The 15,895-nt window shown below is 56.4% G+C and carries 16 protein-coding genes; 4 read left to right on the top strand and 12 right to left on the bottom strand.

What is annotated here, in order from left to right; all coding sequences use genetic code 11:
- Positions 1–69: 69 nt before the first annotated feature.
- Both TSA1_RS16380 and TSA1_RS16385 read left to right on the top strand, forming a co-directional pair.
- Complete coding sequence (locus TSA1_RS16380; protein WP_100177261.1) at positions 70–2,232, top strand: hypothetical protein; 2,163 nt, start codon at positions 70–72, stop codon at positions 2,230–2,232.
- Positions 2,233–2,293: 61 nt separating this feature from the next.
- Positions 2,294–2,812 carry a hypothetical protein gene (locus TSA1_RS16385; RefSeq protein ID WP_100177262.1) on the top strand — a complete coding sequence of 173 codons (519 nt, stop codon included), beginning with the start codon at positions 2,294–2,296 and terminating at the stop codon, positions 2,810–2,812.
- A 565-nt stretch (positions 2,813–3,377) separates the two neighbouring features.
- Here TSA1_RS16385 and TSA1_RS39695 read toward each other — a convergent pair.
- On the bottom strand, positions 3,378–3,638 hold the full coding sequence (locus tag TSA1_RS39695) for a hypothetical protein (RefSeq protein ID WP_174718926.1): 261 nt from the start codon (positions 3,636–3,638) through the stop codon (positions 3,378–3,380).
- A 249-nt stretch (positions 3,639–3,887) separates the two neighbouring features.
- On the opposite strand from TSA1_RS39695, the gene TSA1_RS38875 reads away from it, so the two are divergent.
- Positions 3,888–4,769, top strand: coding sequence for a dienelactone hydrolase family protein (locus TSA1_RS38875; protein ID WP_145984319.1), 882 nt, complete (start codon positions 3,888–3,890; stop codon positions 4,767–4,769).
- A 181-nt stretch (positions 4,770–4,950) separates the two neighbouring features.
- Here TSA1_RS38875 and TSA1_RS16400 read toward each other — a convergent pair whose 3' ends face one another.
- From TSA1_RS16400 to TSA1_RS16405, 3 genes are all read right to left on the bottom strand, one after another.
- A complete protein-coding gene (locus tag TSA1_RS16400; RefSeq protein ID WP_145984320.1) occupies positions 4,951–5,622 on the bottom strand; it encodes a hypothetical protein in 672 nt (223 codons plus the stop codon).
- A 192-nt stretch (positions 5,623–5,814) separates the two neighbouring features.
- Complete coding sequence (locus TSA1_RS38880) at positions 5,815–6,492, bottom strand: hypothetical protein (RefSeq protein ID WP_145984321.1); 678 nt, start codon at positions 6,490–6,492, stop codon at positions 5,815–5,817.
- A 26-nt stretch (positions 6,493–6,518) separates the two neighbouring features.
- Positions 6,519–6,797: a hypothetical protein gene (locus tag TSA1_RS16405; protein ID WP_100177266.1), complete on the bottom strand. Its 279-nt coding sequence runs from the start codon at positions 6,795–6,797 to the stop codon at positions 6,519–6,521.
- Between the two features lie 353 nt (positions 6,798–7,150).
- Here TSA1_RS16405 and TSA1_RS16410 point away from each other — a divergent pair, with 353 nt between their 5' ends.
- Positions 7,151–8,437 (top strand): hypothetical protein, encoded by a 1,287-nt coding sequence (locus tag TSA1_RS16410; RefSeq protein ID WP_100177267.1) that lies wholly within the window; start codon positions 7,151–7,153, stop codon positions 8,435–8,437.
- A 178-nt stretch (positions 8,438–8,615) separates the two neighbouring features.
- Here TSA1_RS16410 and TSA1_RS38885 read toward each other — a convergent pair whose 3' ends face one another.
- From TSA1_RS38885 to TSA1_RS38890, 8 genes are all read right to left on the bottom strand, one after another.
- On the bottom strand, positions 8,616–9,419 hold the full coding sequence (locus tag TSA1_RS38885) for a hypothetical protein (protein ID WP_145984322.1): 804 nt from the start codon (positions 9,417–9,419) through the stop codon (positions 8,616–8,618).
- Positions 9,420–9,444: 25 nt separating this feature from the next.
- Positions 9,445–9,729 (bottom strand): hypothetical protein, encoded by a 285-nt coding sequence (locus TSA1_RS16420; protein ID WP_100177269.1) that lies wholly within the window; start codon positions 9,727–9,729, stop codon positions 9,445–9,447.
- A 327-nt stretch (positions 9,730–10,056) separates the two neighbouring features.
- The gene (locus TSA1_RS16425; protein ID WP_145984323.1) at positions 10,057–10,581 is read right to left on the bottom strand and encodes a hypothetical protein; all 525 of its coding nucleotides are present in this window, start codon (positions 10,579–10,581) and stop codon (positions 10,057–10,059) included.
- A 398-nt stretch (positions 10,582–10,979) separates the two neighbouring features.
- Positions 10,980–12,554: a recombinase family protein gene (locus TSA1_RS16430; RefSeq protein WP_347338548.1), complete on the bottom strand. Its 1,575-nt coding sequence runs from the start codon at positions 12,552–12,554 to the stop codon at positions 10,980–10,982.
- Positions 12,555–12,898: 344 nt separating this feature from the next.
- The gene (locus tag TSA1_RS16435) at positions 12,899–13,150 is read right to left on the bottom strand and encodes a helix-turn-helix domain-containing protein (RefSeq protein ID WP_100177272.1); all 252 of its coding nucleotides are present in this window, start codon (positions 13,148–13,150) and stop codon (positions 12,899–12,901) included.
- 230 nt (positions 13,151–13,380) lie between these two features.
- On the bottom strand, positions 13,381–14,091 hold the full coding sequence (locus tag TSA1_RS16440) for a hypothetical protein (RefSeq protein ID WP_245448305.1): 711 nt from the start codon (positions 14,089–14,091) through the stop codon (positions 13,381–13,383).
- A 198-nt stretch (positions 14,092–14,289) separates the two neighbouring features.
- The gene (locus tag TSA1_RS16445) at positions 14,290–14,583 is read right to left on the bottom strand and encodes a hypothetical protein (RefSeq protein WP_145984324.1); all 294 of its coding nucleotides are present in this window, start codon (positions 14,581–14,583) and stop codon (positions 14,290–14,292) included.
- A 339-nt stretch (positions 14,584–14,922) separates the two neighbouring features.
- Entirely contained in the window at positions 14,923–15,705 is a 783-nt protein-coding gene (locus TSA1_RS38890) for a hypothetical protein (protein ID WP_145984325.1), read from the bottom strand.
- Positions 15,706–15,895 lie beyond the last annotated feature (190 nt).

Raw genomic sequence — 15,895 nt, forward strand, 5'->3', positions numbered from 1 at the left:
ACGCCTGAACGGGTTCCGTTAGACTGCCTGCGGTTGTCCTGAGTCGTGAGCTAGCCGGAGAGGCGAGTAATGAGCAATGTTACGCGGCGCGCGCTGCGGGTCTATGCCGCACTCACCGAATTGAAGGGCAATGAAAACGACGTTCTAGACGCGCTTATCCCGTTCTTCGAGCCGATCTTATCTTTGATGAACGGCAAGGTGTTCGATCCGTACGTGTTTTCTGCGGGCGTCCGCAGGCTGTACCACTGGCGCTTCACGGGTGATATCGCCTCTACCTTTATCCCTCGTCTAGAACGCAAGGGCATCCTGAAGCGTCGGGCGCAGTCCGGCCAGGAAGCGGTCTGGGTCGTGAACTTCATTGACCCCCAGGGCGACGCCGCGCCACCCCCGATCCTGTCTGCGTTCGAGAAAATCATCGACGAGTTCGAAAAGTTTCCCCCCAAGGTAACTGACCTACTGTCGTACAAGAAAACCCGCGAAGAGCTGAAAGACATCCTCATCCGGTTTTTGGTCATGATGGATACAGCGGGCGAGGGAGCATTCGCGCCGCAGCTCGGAGACTTGGAACCCGCCGTCGAAGCTCGCAATCTCATCGCACAACTCGAAGAGGGCGGCACGCCACTCGATCCGAACGATCGCTACATGTGCGCGCGTTTCGTACAGCACCTGATGAGGCACAAGCGGGAGTTCGTACCTCATCTCACGCGACTCTCCTCTATCGGGCTATTGGCAGAAGTCGTCGAGGACTTCTTGAAGCCTACGAGCACGGAGACAAAGACTGATCTCACAGTCATCCTGGACGCGCCTATCGCACTTGACCTCCTTGGGTGTTCCGGCAAGGCTCTGAAAGATGATATTGAAACGGTCGTGGCTGCGCTGAAGAAGGTGGGGGCGACCTTCATCGTCTTTCCGATCAGCTGCATCGAGATGCAGCACAATTTGAAGAGCATGCTTTCACTGCCGCCTGAGCAGCGTCGCGGGTATACACATAATGCCCTTATCAAAAAGGAAGTGCCGCTCGACTTCGTGATGGCAGTCGCCAACGGTCCAGAACGCGCGCTGGACAACATCGGGATTACCGTGCGCCAGATCGGCATGGACACATTCCCACATACGCATCGCTATTTCACTCAAACGCAATATGACGACTTCCTCAACTCGGTCACATGGGGCAACAACATCAATGCCCGCGACCACGATGCGACCTGCTTTGCTCTTACGGTGCGGTTGCGTGAGGGAAAGCAGAATAACGACGTGTTCAAGACTCGTTTTGCGATGGTCACGCGCAATACAAAGTTCGTGAGTTATGCGCGTTCCTATGCTCTCCAGAGCAGGATCATAAATTCGATGCAAGAGGGTGCGATCATCCACGCCCGCGACCTTGCTACCACGGCATGGCTACGAACCGGGCTTGGTGCTGACGAAACGATCCCGCGCGGCCACCTCATCGCGACTTGCGATCGCGTTCTGCAGGTCAGGCCGGAGGTGCGCAGTGCACTCGCGCACCAGCTCGCCATGGTCACTCCGGAGCGAATTGGGCAATTGAACCTGCTGCTGCAGGACGCGAGGAGCGTGCAGAAACTTGCCGACCAGACCCTCAATAACGAAAACGCCGTGACGGCAGAAAATGCCGAGCAGTTGCTTGAAGTGATGAGGAAAGCGACGGCAGAAGAATTGCGCGAAAAACATGAGGCTGAGCTTGCGAGTGAACGGGAAGCCGCAGCGCTATCCCTCGAGAGCGAGCGGCAAGCGGCGGCAGCCTCGCTCGAAAAGGCCTCGTCCGAAGTCTCTCGCTTGAGCGACCAATTAGCCTCACTCCAGATGCGAGAAGCACAGGCCTTGAGCCTGCGCGAGGGCCAACTTCAAAGCGTGGTCACTGGGGTCAACAGGGTTGCTCAGGCGATCGAGTTGGGCTTTCTCAGTCTCCTGCTGGTCCTAGGTGCCGCAGGGGGCATTAATTTCTTCACAAATTACTTCACCGGACACTGGATCTGGAACGTAATTTTGATGCTTGCCGGCGTCGCAAGTTTCGCGCGTCTGATGTTTGGTTTGCTAGCGCGGCCGATGCCGGGCCTCGCAAACCTTCTCGATAGGTTCTGTCGAAACCGTGCGAGCAAGAAGCTCGCTGAGATTGGGCTTTCCGACGAAACGCCTCGCCTCGAATATAAAGCCGGTCGCGTCATCCTGACGGAAAGCAAAACGCTCATTACCGTTAAAAAGGAGCCCTCATAAGCAAAAAAGCTCGCCTGATAACGGCGAGCTTTCCACTCCGAGCAATCATTTGGCTTGCGCCTTGGACACCCGATACGGATTTAACAGCGGCCGGCGCAGGGGGCATCGGATTTGGAGGAACAGGCAAGCAAAGGCGATCGGCCTGGTCGTTTTTACAGGTTGGGTCGTAACCTGGGTGCGTCAGGGCGTCGAACATCACTGGCACGGCTTCTCCTCTTGGGAGAGCTTCTTCCTCGCGTGGTTCATTCATGCCATTGGTGTCAGCATCTTCAGCGTCTTCGCCGCAGCAAGCATCGTGGGGAACCGCCTAAAAGAACTGAAGCAACGAGCGTCCGAGGGTATATGGGACAGCTTGAGTGAGTGGAAGTCTCTGATCGCACAAATGGGGACCAAAGAAGACTTCGACCGATACATCGCACACAAGCTCGATCCAGTGTGGGAAGAGCTGAACAAGAACGCCACTGAGCAATTGGCCTACTGCGTTGCTCGAATATCCGGGCATATCACGGATGAGATGCACGCCATGTCCCCTGACAAGCTACGAGAGTTCGTTGAGCGCACAAAAGGCTTACGTAAGTAAGCAGTTCTCCGGCTGTGGTTGCAGCTTCGGTAGACAATGAGCAGGTCGTTAAACGTCGCGCCTTCGTACCGGGTGTGATCGAACGAGATATGGAGGATCTACTTTTTCCGATTTGGGAAGCTTGCCACAGGAAAATCGTGTGGTAGGAAGGCCGCCTCACATTCAGGGAACGATAAGTGGCAAAGAAAGCAAAGAAGAAGATTGTTGCACGACGCGAGTACACCAAGGCCGACGTGAAGGAACTTAGGGCGCATTCAAGAGCGAGAACGCCCGTCGCAAGAATTGCGAAGCTGACAAAGCGCAGCGAAGGCTCGCTACGCCAGAAGGCGCTTAAGCTTGGAATCAGGCTGGGTCATCGGCGGTAAGAAAGGTCTACCTTAACGGTAAGCCAAACGAGCATCCAGCTCGTCGGAAAGACGTCATTTAGGCGTACTCGATGAAGAGAGTGCGGTTCTCTGGGTGCATGTCAGATGGTCGGCCAGTTGCACGATCTCATGCAGCGCCGTCGAGCGGATATCGCGCGTCAGACTCAAATGTCCCACAGCGAGAATGGCTCGATTGGGCCTTAGCAGTCATGCGCCACACACTGCACGCTCAATCGCTCAAAAATCCGCGTTGCCTCCGATTTCAGTTCAACGAGGAAGCGTCGCATTTCGCGCTGGACCTGCCCGGCGACCTCGCGCGGGTCGCCGCCAGCGACGTTGAAAGTCGGATTGAAGGCGACCGCCCCATTATTCGTTACCGAAGTCGTCGAGTGCGCCACCGCTGCCGCGCCGTCAGAGGTCAGGCTGCGCAGCTTGTCGTTCGACTCGATTCGGCCGGACATGCCCGGCACGAAAAGCTCGGGCCTTGCTCGCCGATAAGGTAAGGCTCGCCGAAGCTCACAGGCCCGGACATAGCGCGGATGGCTGGGAACGTTCGCTTGGTTCGCTAAGGAGAGGTTAGTTCGCTAACCGCCCAAAAGCAGACCGATTGTGCTCGCGCGGAGTTTTGACGTTTATGACCCGTAGCGGACTCGGGAAGACATCCTTGTGCTAGGCTATGTTGTTGCCGTCCGACATTCCGAGGTAGCCTTATGCGAAGGCGCGAATTTATTACTCTCGCAGGCAGCGCAGCGGTAGCGTGGCCGCTAACGGTACGAGCCCAGATCGAAGTCGATCCGACCGTCACCGCTTCAGGTGGCAAATCCGATTTTCTCAAGACGACTTTGACCGAAGATGGCAATTCAATCAGCCTAGAAGCGGTGATCTTCAAGCCCCCCGGCGGGGGTCCATTTCCTCTCGCAGTATTCAATCACGGTTCCACTGGCAGAAATCCGACACCAGAACGCGTGAAACGAACTTGGTTCTCCGTTGAACTCGCCGGTTTTCTCAACCAGCGAGGTTGGCTGGTAGCATTTCCGCAGCGACGTGGTCGCGGCAAATCAGATGGATTTTGTGACGAGGAACTCCTCAAAAACGGGAAGGCAAAATTTGCATGCGACGAAGACACCGCGCGAACGGATTCAGCTAGGGCACTAAGCGACATCGACGCTGCCATTGGCGTACTTCGCGAGCGTCCCGATGTCGCGCCAGGCCCTATACTCATGGGCGGGCACTCGCGAGGAGGTGTCCTGTCAGTCGCCTATGCAGGAACGCATTCTACGGAAACTCTGGGAGTTCTCAATTTCGTGGGAGGATGGATCAACGAAGGATGTAGGGTCGCCGAGCCGATCAATCAGGAACTCTTTCTACGCGGAGCGCGCTTTGATCGACCAACGATTTGGCTGTACGGACAAGGCGACTCCTTCTACTCCATCGCGCACAGCAGAAAGAATTTCGTCGCCTTCGAGAAGGCCGGTGGCAAAGGCCAGTTCTTCGAATTTGATACGCCCATGGCGGTGGGCCACAACGTCATTCACCATCCTGATCTCTGGACCCGACCAGTCGGTGAGTACCTTGATGCGCTTCATGCATGAGGCGAGTTGCAGATTATGCAATCGTACATCCGCTATTGGCCCGATGCTGACCCTCGCTCGGAGAGGCGCAACGTCTGCTTTCGGTAGGTGAGCCGACCAAGCCGCAGCGATCTTTCAAGGGCAGCTTGTGACCCAAAGCGGACTCGACGCACCGCATACTGACATCAGCTCAAGCAAACGGTCATGGATTGCGTTCCCACGATCTCATTATTTTAATCTTGCCGGTTACGAATGATATCAATTGCCTGATCGTCGCCTCCCCGCGCTCAAAGAAGCAGCGTTCAGCCGTGGCTGGGACGCGCAGATGAGTGTCGCGTGTCAATTGTATTTTGACGTTTATCGTTGGCGGCTCGCGGTAGAAGGTTATCTGTTCGCCCCAGAAATCTTTGAGGTCGCTGGCTTCAAATTGATACAGATCCAATATAGGTCGTCCGGATGGTGGCCTGAGTTGGGAAATGCCGCGAAACTCGGAGGCCATCGGTGTATAGTCGACAAAGAGCGGCTGGCGCACGGTCGGCTCGATGGTCTGATAGGTTAAAAGCACCTGTCCGATTTCCAAGCACCTCGGGACCTCAAACGGAGGCGTGAAGAAAACGGACCCGTTGTTGGGAACGGTTATCGTTGGTTCTGTTAATTGATCCGGCCTTTTTTGATAGCCGCTGATCCAATTGATGGTCTTCCTTTCAACGACAATCGTCGTTGCTCCAAACCGGAGCTCTAACAAGCTCGATTGCGGCTCTCGCGGTGGAGACTGATCAATCGGTGCTGCTAACAGTGCGGCGCTCGACGTTACCCCCCAGTGGATGGCTAAAGAAAGCGAAATCAGAAATCGCTGGGATGCCGGGCTGGTCACAACGAGTCTCCAGAAGAAACGACCTCCATTGGTTGTGCCTTACCGCATACTAACCTTCGGTAAACTCAAGTCGCAGTTCCGCTTCTGGCCCATCGCTTCCATTAGGGCGTAGCCGCGAGTTGTCCGAAGTCGGGGGTAAAGCGGAAGCTCCCCACCGCTGCTCAAAACGGCGCTGTTGACCCGGAGCAGACTTCAAGCACCGTCCCGGTCCGGCCTGGCAGCAGGCCACTGAAATCCAGCAAGCGCGTCCTCAGCAAGTTGAAAACACCGTCTTGAAAACATACGCTCCGTCCAGACGGAACGCAGGGCAGCTTCGACTGCGTCGCGCGGCGCCGCTGGATATCGTGTCAACAATTCCGCCACAAGCTCCTCAAATTGAGTGCCTGTCGGCTCCTTCGGTATAGAGCCAAACGATAATGGAAATTCGGGATTGCGATCCACGTCGTAGTACGCCTCGTGCCGGTAGTCGTCGCTCATTACTTCGGAAACCACGCCGACCTCGAATGAAGTCTCTCGGTTCCAGTCATAGCCCAATCTGCGCCACCAGTACTCCAACACTTCAAGTTCTACGACTGTTGTCGACGGCCCCGCCTCACAACAACCGACGTTAGGGGGATCACCATAGTGCAGACTCCGGTGACAGATGGCAGTAGCAACGTCCGGATCTTTCTCAAAGAAGGGCTGCGAAATCGCCAAGCGAAAATGATGACCACAGCGTTGACATGCAGCCAGAACCAGAGCGGCTTCACGGGCATAAAAATTCGCGACCGCGTCCGGCTTGAAAGGTCCATAGCGCGGAACTGCTGACTCATCGAACCATGAGGGCTCCTCGCTTATGCGACTACGGATATCGGCGTAGTTCGTATACAACGCGGCCTCCAAGACTGGCAGCCAATCTAAACAGGGTAGCGCCACTTCAACGCGCGGCGCAGGAAAAGCAAAGCTACGATGATCGCAATGGTGGCGAACCAAAGGAAAGCTGGAACGGGCCATTGATTGTGAATGTGGGCGATGTACAGCACTAGGGCCAACAGGATTGCAACCAGCGTGTTCGACGCCCAGTACAACGGCGAGCGCAAGACCCCCGCTGCTGCCAGCTCAGCAGTCCGTTCGCGAGCGCGTCTTACGCGCCACCAGCCAAACCCTAAGAACGCAATAGCGATGATCCAGACCATTTCAGCCTGTTCGCATAAAGATCCGCAAGCCCTCTTGCTCAAATCGCTCAAATTAGCCGCATCTCGCCCTTTTTGCTAAGGGAGCCACTTCGCCTTCTGGCCCTTCGCGGCAGCCAGGGTGGTGCTCGGTCATGTCCAAAGTTGAGAGTTGACCGGAAGCAGCCAGCCGGCACTTGAGGGGTGGTCATGACCCAAAGCAGAACTCGATGGAATTTGCAGTTTGCAGCAAACGGCGCCTTAACCTTTGGTTGCGATAACGCGGTCGTCAGCCTTGTGGCGTGTAAGGAGCAAGTGCTGCTGGATCGCGCGATGAGCTGCTGTGACCAGTACAAACCCTTGAAACAACATCGTGCATGAAGGCCAAAGTAGCTTTTTTCTTCTTGCTCGTAGTGGCTGCATTTCTTGGGGCGGTCGTCGCTGCGCAGCGTTCGCCGGTCTTCCAGGCGCTTCGCGGCAATTGGGATTTTGTCAAATCCGTACAGCGCGAAACCGGCACGTACTATCGCCTAAGAGTAAAGCTGACCTATAAAGGTGAACCGCAGGACTTCGATATCGTGGTCACTTGCGGCGGACGTCAAATCAATTACGCGGATGGTGGCCGCACGTCAGAGCTTGGGGTCACGCCGAGCGTCTTCGGACGCCGAATGAGCGATGGCAAAGGACTTGTCGTTCATCCACCGCAAGCGTGCCGTGGTGAGACAACGGAGAATGGCGGAGTTGCTCCGGACTTCTTGCCGGCTGTCATCGTCTTTGATGACGCAGAGACGTTGGCGTTCGGCACTGCCTATATGTCGGATGATGCCTACGACAGTCCGCTGTCGGACTTGAGTTTTGGCGGCGCTACGATTGAGCGAGCCGACCGCGCGGCATTCGAGCAATTTCGGCGTGAACAGCCAAATCTAGTCAAACGCACTTCATACTGGACGCGCATCGGTGCCTCAGCACTCAGGGACCGTGGCTTGTCCGCCGCCCGCATTCCAATGGGGGTTGTCTGTTTTAGCTACGCCCGCTATCGGCTCTTCGGGCAAGGGAAAGAGCGTGCGCATGAACTTTGGCCGGCCGAAAGGCCCCGGTTCTGGCTGCCCGCTACGCAGCAAGATAGCGAAGCGATCCATCCATTCACTTATGGTCGCCCCGTACTGACCGATCATGATGGGGCGACGCCGTATCCGGCCAATCAAGTCATGCAGCATGAATTTGTATCGACGCTAGGCATGCCAAGACGCGCTCTGGACCAGCGGGAAAAGCATCCGCGATTTCTTGCCCCCTCTTATTATCCCGATATTGGCGGCTGGATCGCGCTGCCTTGGCCCCGAGACGCTGCGACACGCGGGGAATCCCTACTCCAAAACGGGCCGCATATTGGTGCGAGCATCGATTTTCGCAGCGGAGCAACCAGAGGATTTGGGTATTGCCGACCGGTGGTCTCGGAATTTCCGACCGGTATGGAATATTCCGATCCCTACAAGAATCCGTCCATTCCATACGTACGTTTGCCGCAGGTCAACTTCATCGATGGGGTTGAAGTCTCCGGCCGGTCCAATTGGGGGATGAACGGCCCGTCATTGATCGTCGAGCGCGATGAGTTCGTCTTTAGGCCATTCATCTTCGGAGTCGCGTCGTTATGGGGCGACGTCTGAGGTTGGCAAAGAGCCATACTGTCGTCCGCATTTGGCCCTTACGTGACCTCTGGCGCCGTCCGCTCATGCGCCGCTATTGGCGGACAAGCCGACATCAGGCAGTCGCAGCTGCGCTTCCTCTGCAAACACAGCGACGTTCTCGCAGACCAGCCCGCCGATTTTGACAGGATGGCCCAAGTCAACTTTGAGCCCGGTGCGCTAATGACTTGCGCGGCCAATGTGCAGCACCACGGGCAAAGCCGGGCGGAAGCACGATGCCGGCCAGGCCGGCTTCATAGTGGCCAGCGCGTGCCTCAGTGCGCGACACGACAATCTCACGCTGCTCAAGGCGCGGAGTGTCGAAACGCTGTTCATGATGAACCCAGCGAGGCTCTTCCTTGATGACGTTACCATCAGCGCTGGTTCGCACGGGAAGCACATCCCCGTTCGCGAACACCCAGCACTGCTGCACCTCGCGACGCTCGCTCGCTTGCCGACCCGGGCGCTGACGGTGCGCGGCGTCGATACTGCGCACAGGCTCGAAGCCCGGTGCGCGACGGCCAGCTTCGTTAACCGCGCTCGCCTCGGCGTCGATCTCGCCGAGCCGCGCGATGATCTCGGCGAGCTTTGCAGCCGTAGCGTCGTACTCGCGAAGCAAGGCAACTGCCCCAACCTCAACATCATTGCGCGCATTCTTGACGCGCTGGCGGAAGCGTTCTGCCTCGGCTTGCTTCTCGACCGCCGCTTCGGTAGCGAGCGCTTCGGCGTGCGCCTTTTCAAGATCAGCGAGGCGGGCGGCAGCCCGGTCTGCAGCCCGCCGGTGCACCTCATATTCTGCTTCGGCTTTCTGATGGGTAGCATCGTCCATCAAGCCGAGACCGGCCAGCGCTGCGCCGCGCTTGGCAAGAGCAGCGTCATGCTCGGCGCGCGCCTTCTCAATTTCGGCAGAGATATTGGTGGAAGTAATCGGCTTCTTGCCAAAGAGGGACTTCAGAATGCTCATTGTGCTTGATCTCAAGGGGGGTGAATCAGCGCCGCCAGTAGTCGGCAACGGCTTCCGCGCCGGGGTCTCGCGGTGCGACGTCCGATGCTTTCGGGGTAGGCTTCGGAGCGAGCTTCGGTGCGCTGGTCGCGAATGCTTCATGAGCGCCGAGCCAGCGGTGATAGGCGACATGCTCGCGGCTCTCGGCGAACATCAGATTGTGCGCGATTCCGTGCTGGACGTTGAAACGCTCGGCCGCAAGCTGCCGCTGAGCCGTTGCGTAATCTGCGGACGCCGCCTTGAGGTCGGCGAGAAGCTTGGCTCGGCTCATTGGGCATCTCCACCGCTTGCGAGCCAGACTTGAAGCTGATCGGCCGGATATGCAGGTCGGTCGCCAATTAACAAGAACGGAGGGCCATCGCCACGCTTGGCGAGGTTGCGGAGAGTCTTCGCGCAACGGCCGATCCGCTTTGCGGCCTGGGTGCGCGAGAGATAGACGTTAGACATGGGCATCCATCTGAAAAAATGACCGGTGCATCTGGCTACCAAACACACCGGCCAAGGCTGGCGAACGGCGTTACTTGGTGTGGAGGAGAACCAAGCAACGAGAGCAGTATGGGAAAACCAGGGGCGTTCGTCGGGACCGTTCCGGTATCCCTTAGGCCACTTTACGGCGGCGCTTCTGGTTGTCGTTGGCGGGGATGCGAGCGAGGCGCGCTTCATGCTCGGCCAAAATGGCGGCGCGCTCGTCCGCCCGCATGCGGAGAAGCTTCTGCTCGACGCCGATATCAATCAGAGCGGCCCAGGTTTGCGGAATATTCATACGCATCTTGAGGGCTAGCGCGGTGAGTTCGCCCGCGAGTTCGGGATGGTCGAGCACTTCAAGAGTGGCGACGGGGACAAGGCCGAACCCGAGCGTTGCCAGGGCCGCTTCAATGCTCTCTAAGCCGGGGCGATTCTTCTTTCTCCAAGCCTTCAGCGTGGCCCTACGCACGCCGCTGCGCTCTTCCAGCGAGTCGTAAGTCACTCGTTGGCGGGCCATCTCGGCGAAGACAAGTCTCGCGAACGGTCCGACGCGCTCGGGCATCGAGACGGTGCGCGGATTTCTGCGTCGCTTCCGGGTGGAGGGTGAAATGGGCGAAGCGCGGAAATCGGGCGGATACAGCGGACTAGTATCGGGCATCGGGGCGTCCTGAAGGCGATTGAACTGCCTTTAGGGTCGGATAATGGGCTACTTCGCTACAGCCCAAAGCAATCACCCCTCGCGCATTGTTCCACATCAGCGGGCGACGTCGTGCGAGAACAACAACTCAGTTTGGAAAAATTGTGCCTGGTAAACCCGGGCGGTTGCACGTCACCCGCATGGGGAAGCGCCCCGGAAGGACCCAAAGTGACCTGCAAATGATAGCGGGCCGACCGATGTCCGCTTTTCACCCAACAGTAGCGCAACGGCGAATTTTACCCCGAGTCGCAGATGGGCCAATTACCGATGTCGAGCCCCTCTCAGTCCATTTCCTAACGGACGCCGACCGCGCAAAAGCAAGATGCGATTTTCTCGGCTCCAAGTTCGTCGCAACTGACCTATCGACAAACGCGACGAATGAGCGATTTAGCAAGCGCAGAGAAAGTTTTGAAACGTTCGATCTTGCGAGCGCGGAGCGTCTCCTCAGACAGCCACAAATGAGGACCTCCCGGAGGAGGAACGCGGAGTAGTAAATAGTCGAGAATACTTGCGTTATTCTCGCCCATTCTGATCGCCGCTATCCAACCTGAATGCCATCGAACGCGGTGGCGCATACCCCAACGCACCTTGCCGTCGTAGTTGCGCCATTTAGCCAAGCCGAAGTGAACGCGCACAATCTCGTCCACCAGCAAGCTCCCACTTGACGACTCAATCGTGACACTGGCACCAGCCTTCTCAAGAAGCTCCCGAAGCTGCACAGCATGCCCGATGTTCATATCGAGCCACTGCTGGTGGGCGGTAAGATCCGTCCAGTGTTTATTGTTCTCGCGATAGTCGATTAGTCGGTAAAGGTTTTGAAGGCTACCGAAGTGCTTATAATAGGTGCCGCTGTGTGGAAGCGTCGGAGCTTGATTAATAATCTTGGCGCTGAGTTTGCCTTTCTTCAGAAGTACTTTGCGCACCCGCCGCAGCATCTCGTCTTCTGAAATCTTGACGTGCCATTCATCCATGATCTTGTTCGCGCGTATAAACGCAGCCTTATCGATAATGGGCGTGATGCAGCCCTCGCTCCTTATCCAATGCTCTTTTGGATTGTGCCTTCGCTTCGTGCCTAGTTTTTCCGTCGAACGATTGTAGACGTAGTTGCCGATGAATGCTTCGTTTTTTAGAATAGCGCCTACAAGCTTATTACTCCAGAGTCGGCCGTTATGTGTCGCCACTCCTTCCTGATTTAGTTCTTTCGCGATTTTCCATTGAGACTTTCCTCCAACAAAATCATCGAAAATCCTCTTAATGATTGCGGTTTGCTCGGTCGGTCCTGGACGTAGTTTCACTCGGTCTGTAGCCAAGCATTTGCGTTCACCGGGCTTGAGAACTCCTTTGACCTGATCGTGGTCATCCACCAAGAAACGCTCCAAGCCAAAACCGGCCGAGCCGCCCATTTTGAATCCGATCCTAGCCAACCGCGAGGTCCCAGCAAAAACCTTTGCCGATAGCTCGCGGCTGTACTCGGCCGCCATGACCCGCTTGATGTTCTTCAAAATATTGGAAAGAAGGCTTCCGTCGTTATCAAACTGCTCCGCGCAGTATGCGACCTTAACCCCCGCCTTTTTGCAGATGAACTCATAATGCGCGCTTTCGTCTGCGTCTTGAAAGCGCCCCCAACGGCTGACGTCAAAGACTAGAATATTGCCAAAATCTATCTGATCTGAGCTAACGTCAGCGATCAACTGAGTAAGGCCCATCCTGTTCTTAATCAGCAAGCCGCTTTCACCTTCATCGCGATAGGTGCGCACAATTGAGAGCCCGTGAAGCTGTGCGTAGGCAGCAATGACCACAGCTTGATTCTCAATCGAATATTTTTGGTAGTCAGTGGACATACGGACGTACTGCGCGGCCCGTTGCGCTTTTTGCGTCTGAGGTAGACTCCCCCTACGAGCAACAAGCGCGCGCTGCTCCGGCACTGCTGGCACTCCGCTGCGCGATATCGGGTTTATCTATACAGCTTTGCTGCCGGCAGCGCCACTGGAAACGCCCTCTGGCTCCATAAGCCATCAAACACGTCGGCGCGAAGGTGATGAAACTGGACCATCGGCGCTTGGTGCGAAATCGCAGGACACTAAAACTGTTCTCCGGAAATCTGTCGCGCCAACAGGCGTCTGTCGCCATCCATTGTACCGAGCGTTGGCGCGTCAGCGGTGAAGAATCCTGACAGCCGTTAGCGTGCTTAGCGTCACGAGTTGCAATCCAAGAAGGATACCTCAAACAGGAGCCCGCGAGCACACATCGTGCGGTGCACGGAAGATGCGACGCTCTATTAGAAAAGATCCTCGATCGCTTTGGCCGAACCCTTGGTGCGTGGACGGATGATGATCTCCAGATCGAGTGCGGCCAAGGCATCCGTAAGCGTGCGTATTTGTGTCGCTGGTTCGCCGGCTTCTAGCTTCGAGATGGTCGCTTGACGCGCATGCATCTTATCACCCAAGGCACCCTGGGTAAGACGTTTCATCCGGCGGTGCCGTCTAATGGCAGCACCAAGTTGCTGTGGGGAGCGGGCGATTATATCCATCGGGCAGCCAATACGCGAAAGCGTATAAAATGACATTATACGCGGATGCGCATAATGAGGGTCGATTGGTCTCTTTCTCTTCCATGTCATTCATCTATCAGTATCCGCTTTGGGTCAAAAGCACCGGTCTGAACGGCGCCCTATCACTTCCGGTGTGCCCCCGATCGCTGACCATATCTGGGCCAAGCCGGACTTCGCCATCGGGCCAGAAGTGGAAGCGATGCCGGCTCTCATCGTGGCTCTCTCAGATGCCATTCGCCATTCCGGCGCTCGACAGAGCAGGAGACCCATCGTTGGGGCTCACTCAACGACGACGCAAGAAGTTTGACGCGAGTGTTTCCTTCCCAGCCAGCAAATTCATAGAGCCATTGCCCATCGTCCGGCGTGCGATAGTGCCACTCCTTGAGAGATGGATTGGATACGCTCGGAACGATGTCCATTCCGTTGGGAGGTCCAGCGGGACCTACAGACGAGGCGACGGATACGAGCCAGCGTCTGTCCGGCGAATAGTGTGGGGGTGCAACGATTGCTATGCCGTCACCCGTGTCGGCCCTTACGAGGAGCCAACTCGCACCTTCCCAATAATCAACTTCGATCAAGATAAGGTCGTGCTCGGGAAAATACCCCGTCAGTTGATACTTGACGCAGTCGTCAGCGCCGTCGGACTGACACTTCGCTTCCTCGTTGAGATAAATTCTCGTCTTCCCGTTCCTGAACTTCAACTGCAAGCCAGGGCCGACGCGCTGGGCCAGCTCGCCAACCTGCGCCAGACACGTTTTCTCCGAGCGGTCAATTTCGCCGACGCCCTGGTCGCCGATACAGCGGCCCTCCTGCGACGGAAGATCAGAAAAGGAATAAGGAACGCCAGCAGATGCATTCGCACCAAACAGGAGAGATGCGACCGCTGTGGCTATTGCAAGCCATGTCAGGGAAACCTTCATCGCCCGCGTCCGTCAAAGCCTGGAATTGATGGCAAAAAAACCGTTCTGGTCAAGTTAACAGCCTGGGGCAAAATTACCGAACCCACGATTTCGTCTACGGGTCAATCGCGACGGTCGTGCCGGGTTTAAGTTAGGTCCGGTCTACCCCTGACCACCGACAGATCCTCGGCCGTGGGCTGAGGCAAGAAGTAAAGCTGCTCACCCCCAATCACGAAAGGGACCTTCGGGACGGCACTTAAGCTCCCAATGGGTGTTCTCGCCGACGTTTTCATACGTCCACTCGATTTCGACGCTCTTGGTCAGCCGATCGATCCGGCCAGAGATGGTCGGCTTCCCATTCGCGTATTGGCTGCTGAACCCGACAAGCAAGGGAGTAATCTTCGTGATCGACAGGATCTTATCCTGGAACGACACTGTTTGATCGACGTCGCTCACAATGATGCTGAGATTGGAGAGGGGAGTAAATTCCAGTTCCGCTCCGGGCTTACCCACCAACCTACTCGTTCCAGTGCAGCGTAAAGTTAATTTCGAGCTTTGCTGCTGCGCATTGACGGACTGCATCGATGCAAGCAACAAGAGCACGCATGCTAGTCTCATCGACGACAGGCCTCGTTGCTATGTCAAATGCTGTCTTCATGGGCTAGCATCATAGCTGCCGAGAACTACCGCCGCAAAGGTCCGCTACGGGTCAGAGGCTGCCGTCGACAGCCAGGATGCCCTTGGTCGGGTGATCTCTCGGAAGCGGACATCGTCGCGCTCTGGGCTGAGGTCAGCCACGGGCCACAAGCGGAAGTCCCAAATTGCTCCATCACGCACCCGGCCGGATATCGGTCATCGGGGCAATCTCCTGAAATCGTCATAACTGAGATGTCTAACCTCTCGAGCATCTGGCGGCGGTTGATGGGTCGGATTGGGAAACAAATACTCAGCAACTTTGCTCGACCTCAGCCAAGGCAATCGATCTTCGATACCATGGGTGATCGGATCGTCGGTGATCTCTATAGTAGCGCCTTTGAGGATCACACCTCGACCAAAGCTCGCAGCGAGATCGTGTGGATCGAGGAGCGCGACACTCGTCGGATCGTTCAGATTAACGAACCGGACCAATGCGGGCATGGCTTCAGGCAACAGGGCGGACTTCGGTTTGAGACGGTTCAGCTCGTCGAGGTAAGCTGCGTACTTTTCATTTAAGGAAGCGTTGGAGACATAATTGCCGCGAAATTTCTCCTGCGGGAACGGTGCCAACGAAGCATTGTAGGCGTCACCTCCTCTGCGAGACAGAACTGACGGTCTTTCGAAGGTGGAAAACAACACGCCACGCTCGCCGAGATCAACTGCGACCACCTCGCCCACCAGTTGTTCGGTCAGTGCCCATCCTTGGGCCTTGGTGAGACCACCAGGGAAGCTAATAGTGTTTTGCGTAACGGAAGAACCTGATCGTTCACCTTCAGGAGTTTCAACTACAATTGTGAGCCGTGATCGAACGACGCGAGACCGGGTCGTGCTGCCATCAAGGACAAACCAGCCGAACGCCAAAATCACCGACACAACGAACAGGCTAACCCAAAAAATCCTCAAGAGGCCTGAAATTGCTGCCTTCGCTCGCGGGGCCATTGATCCACTCAGACCTCATGTGTCATTGGTCTATAAGCTAGAAAATGGTTGTAGTAATAGTTTTCGTCAACTGAGGGCAGATAGCGTGCCCAGTTTTGAATTAAGCCATCACGATGTCCGCTTTGGGTCAAACTGCGACGTCAAACCTGTTTCAGGGCTGTTCCGGTCTACTCCGGATAGCAGACGCTGC

It is taken from the genome of Bradyrhizobium nitroreducens (assembly GCF_002776695.1).
Lineage (GTDB): Bacteria > Pseudomonadota > Alphaproteobacteria > Rhizobiales > Xanthobacteraceae > Bradyrhizobium > Bradyrhizobium nitroreducens.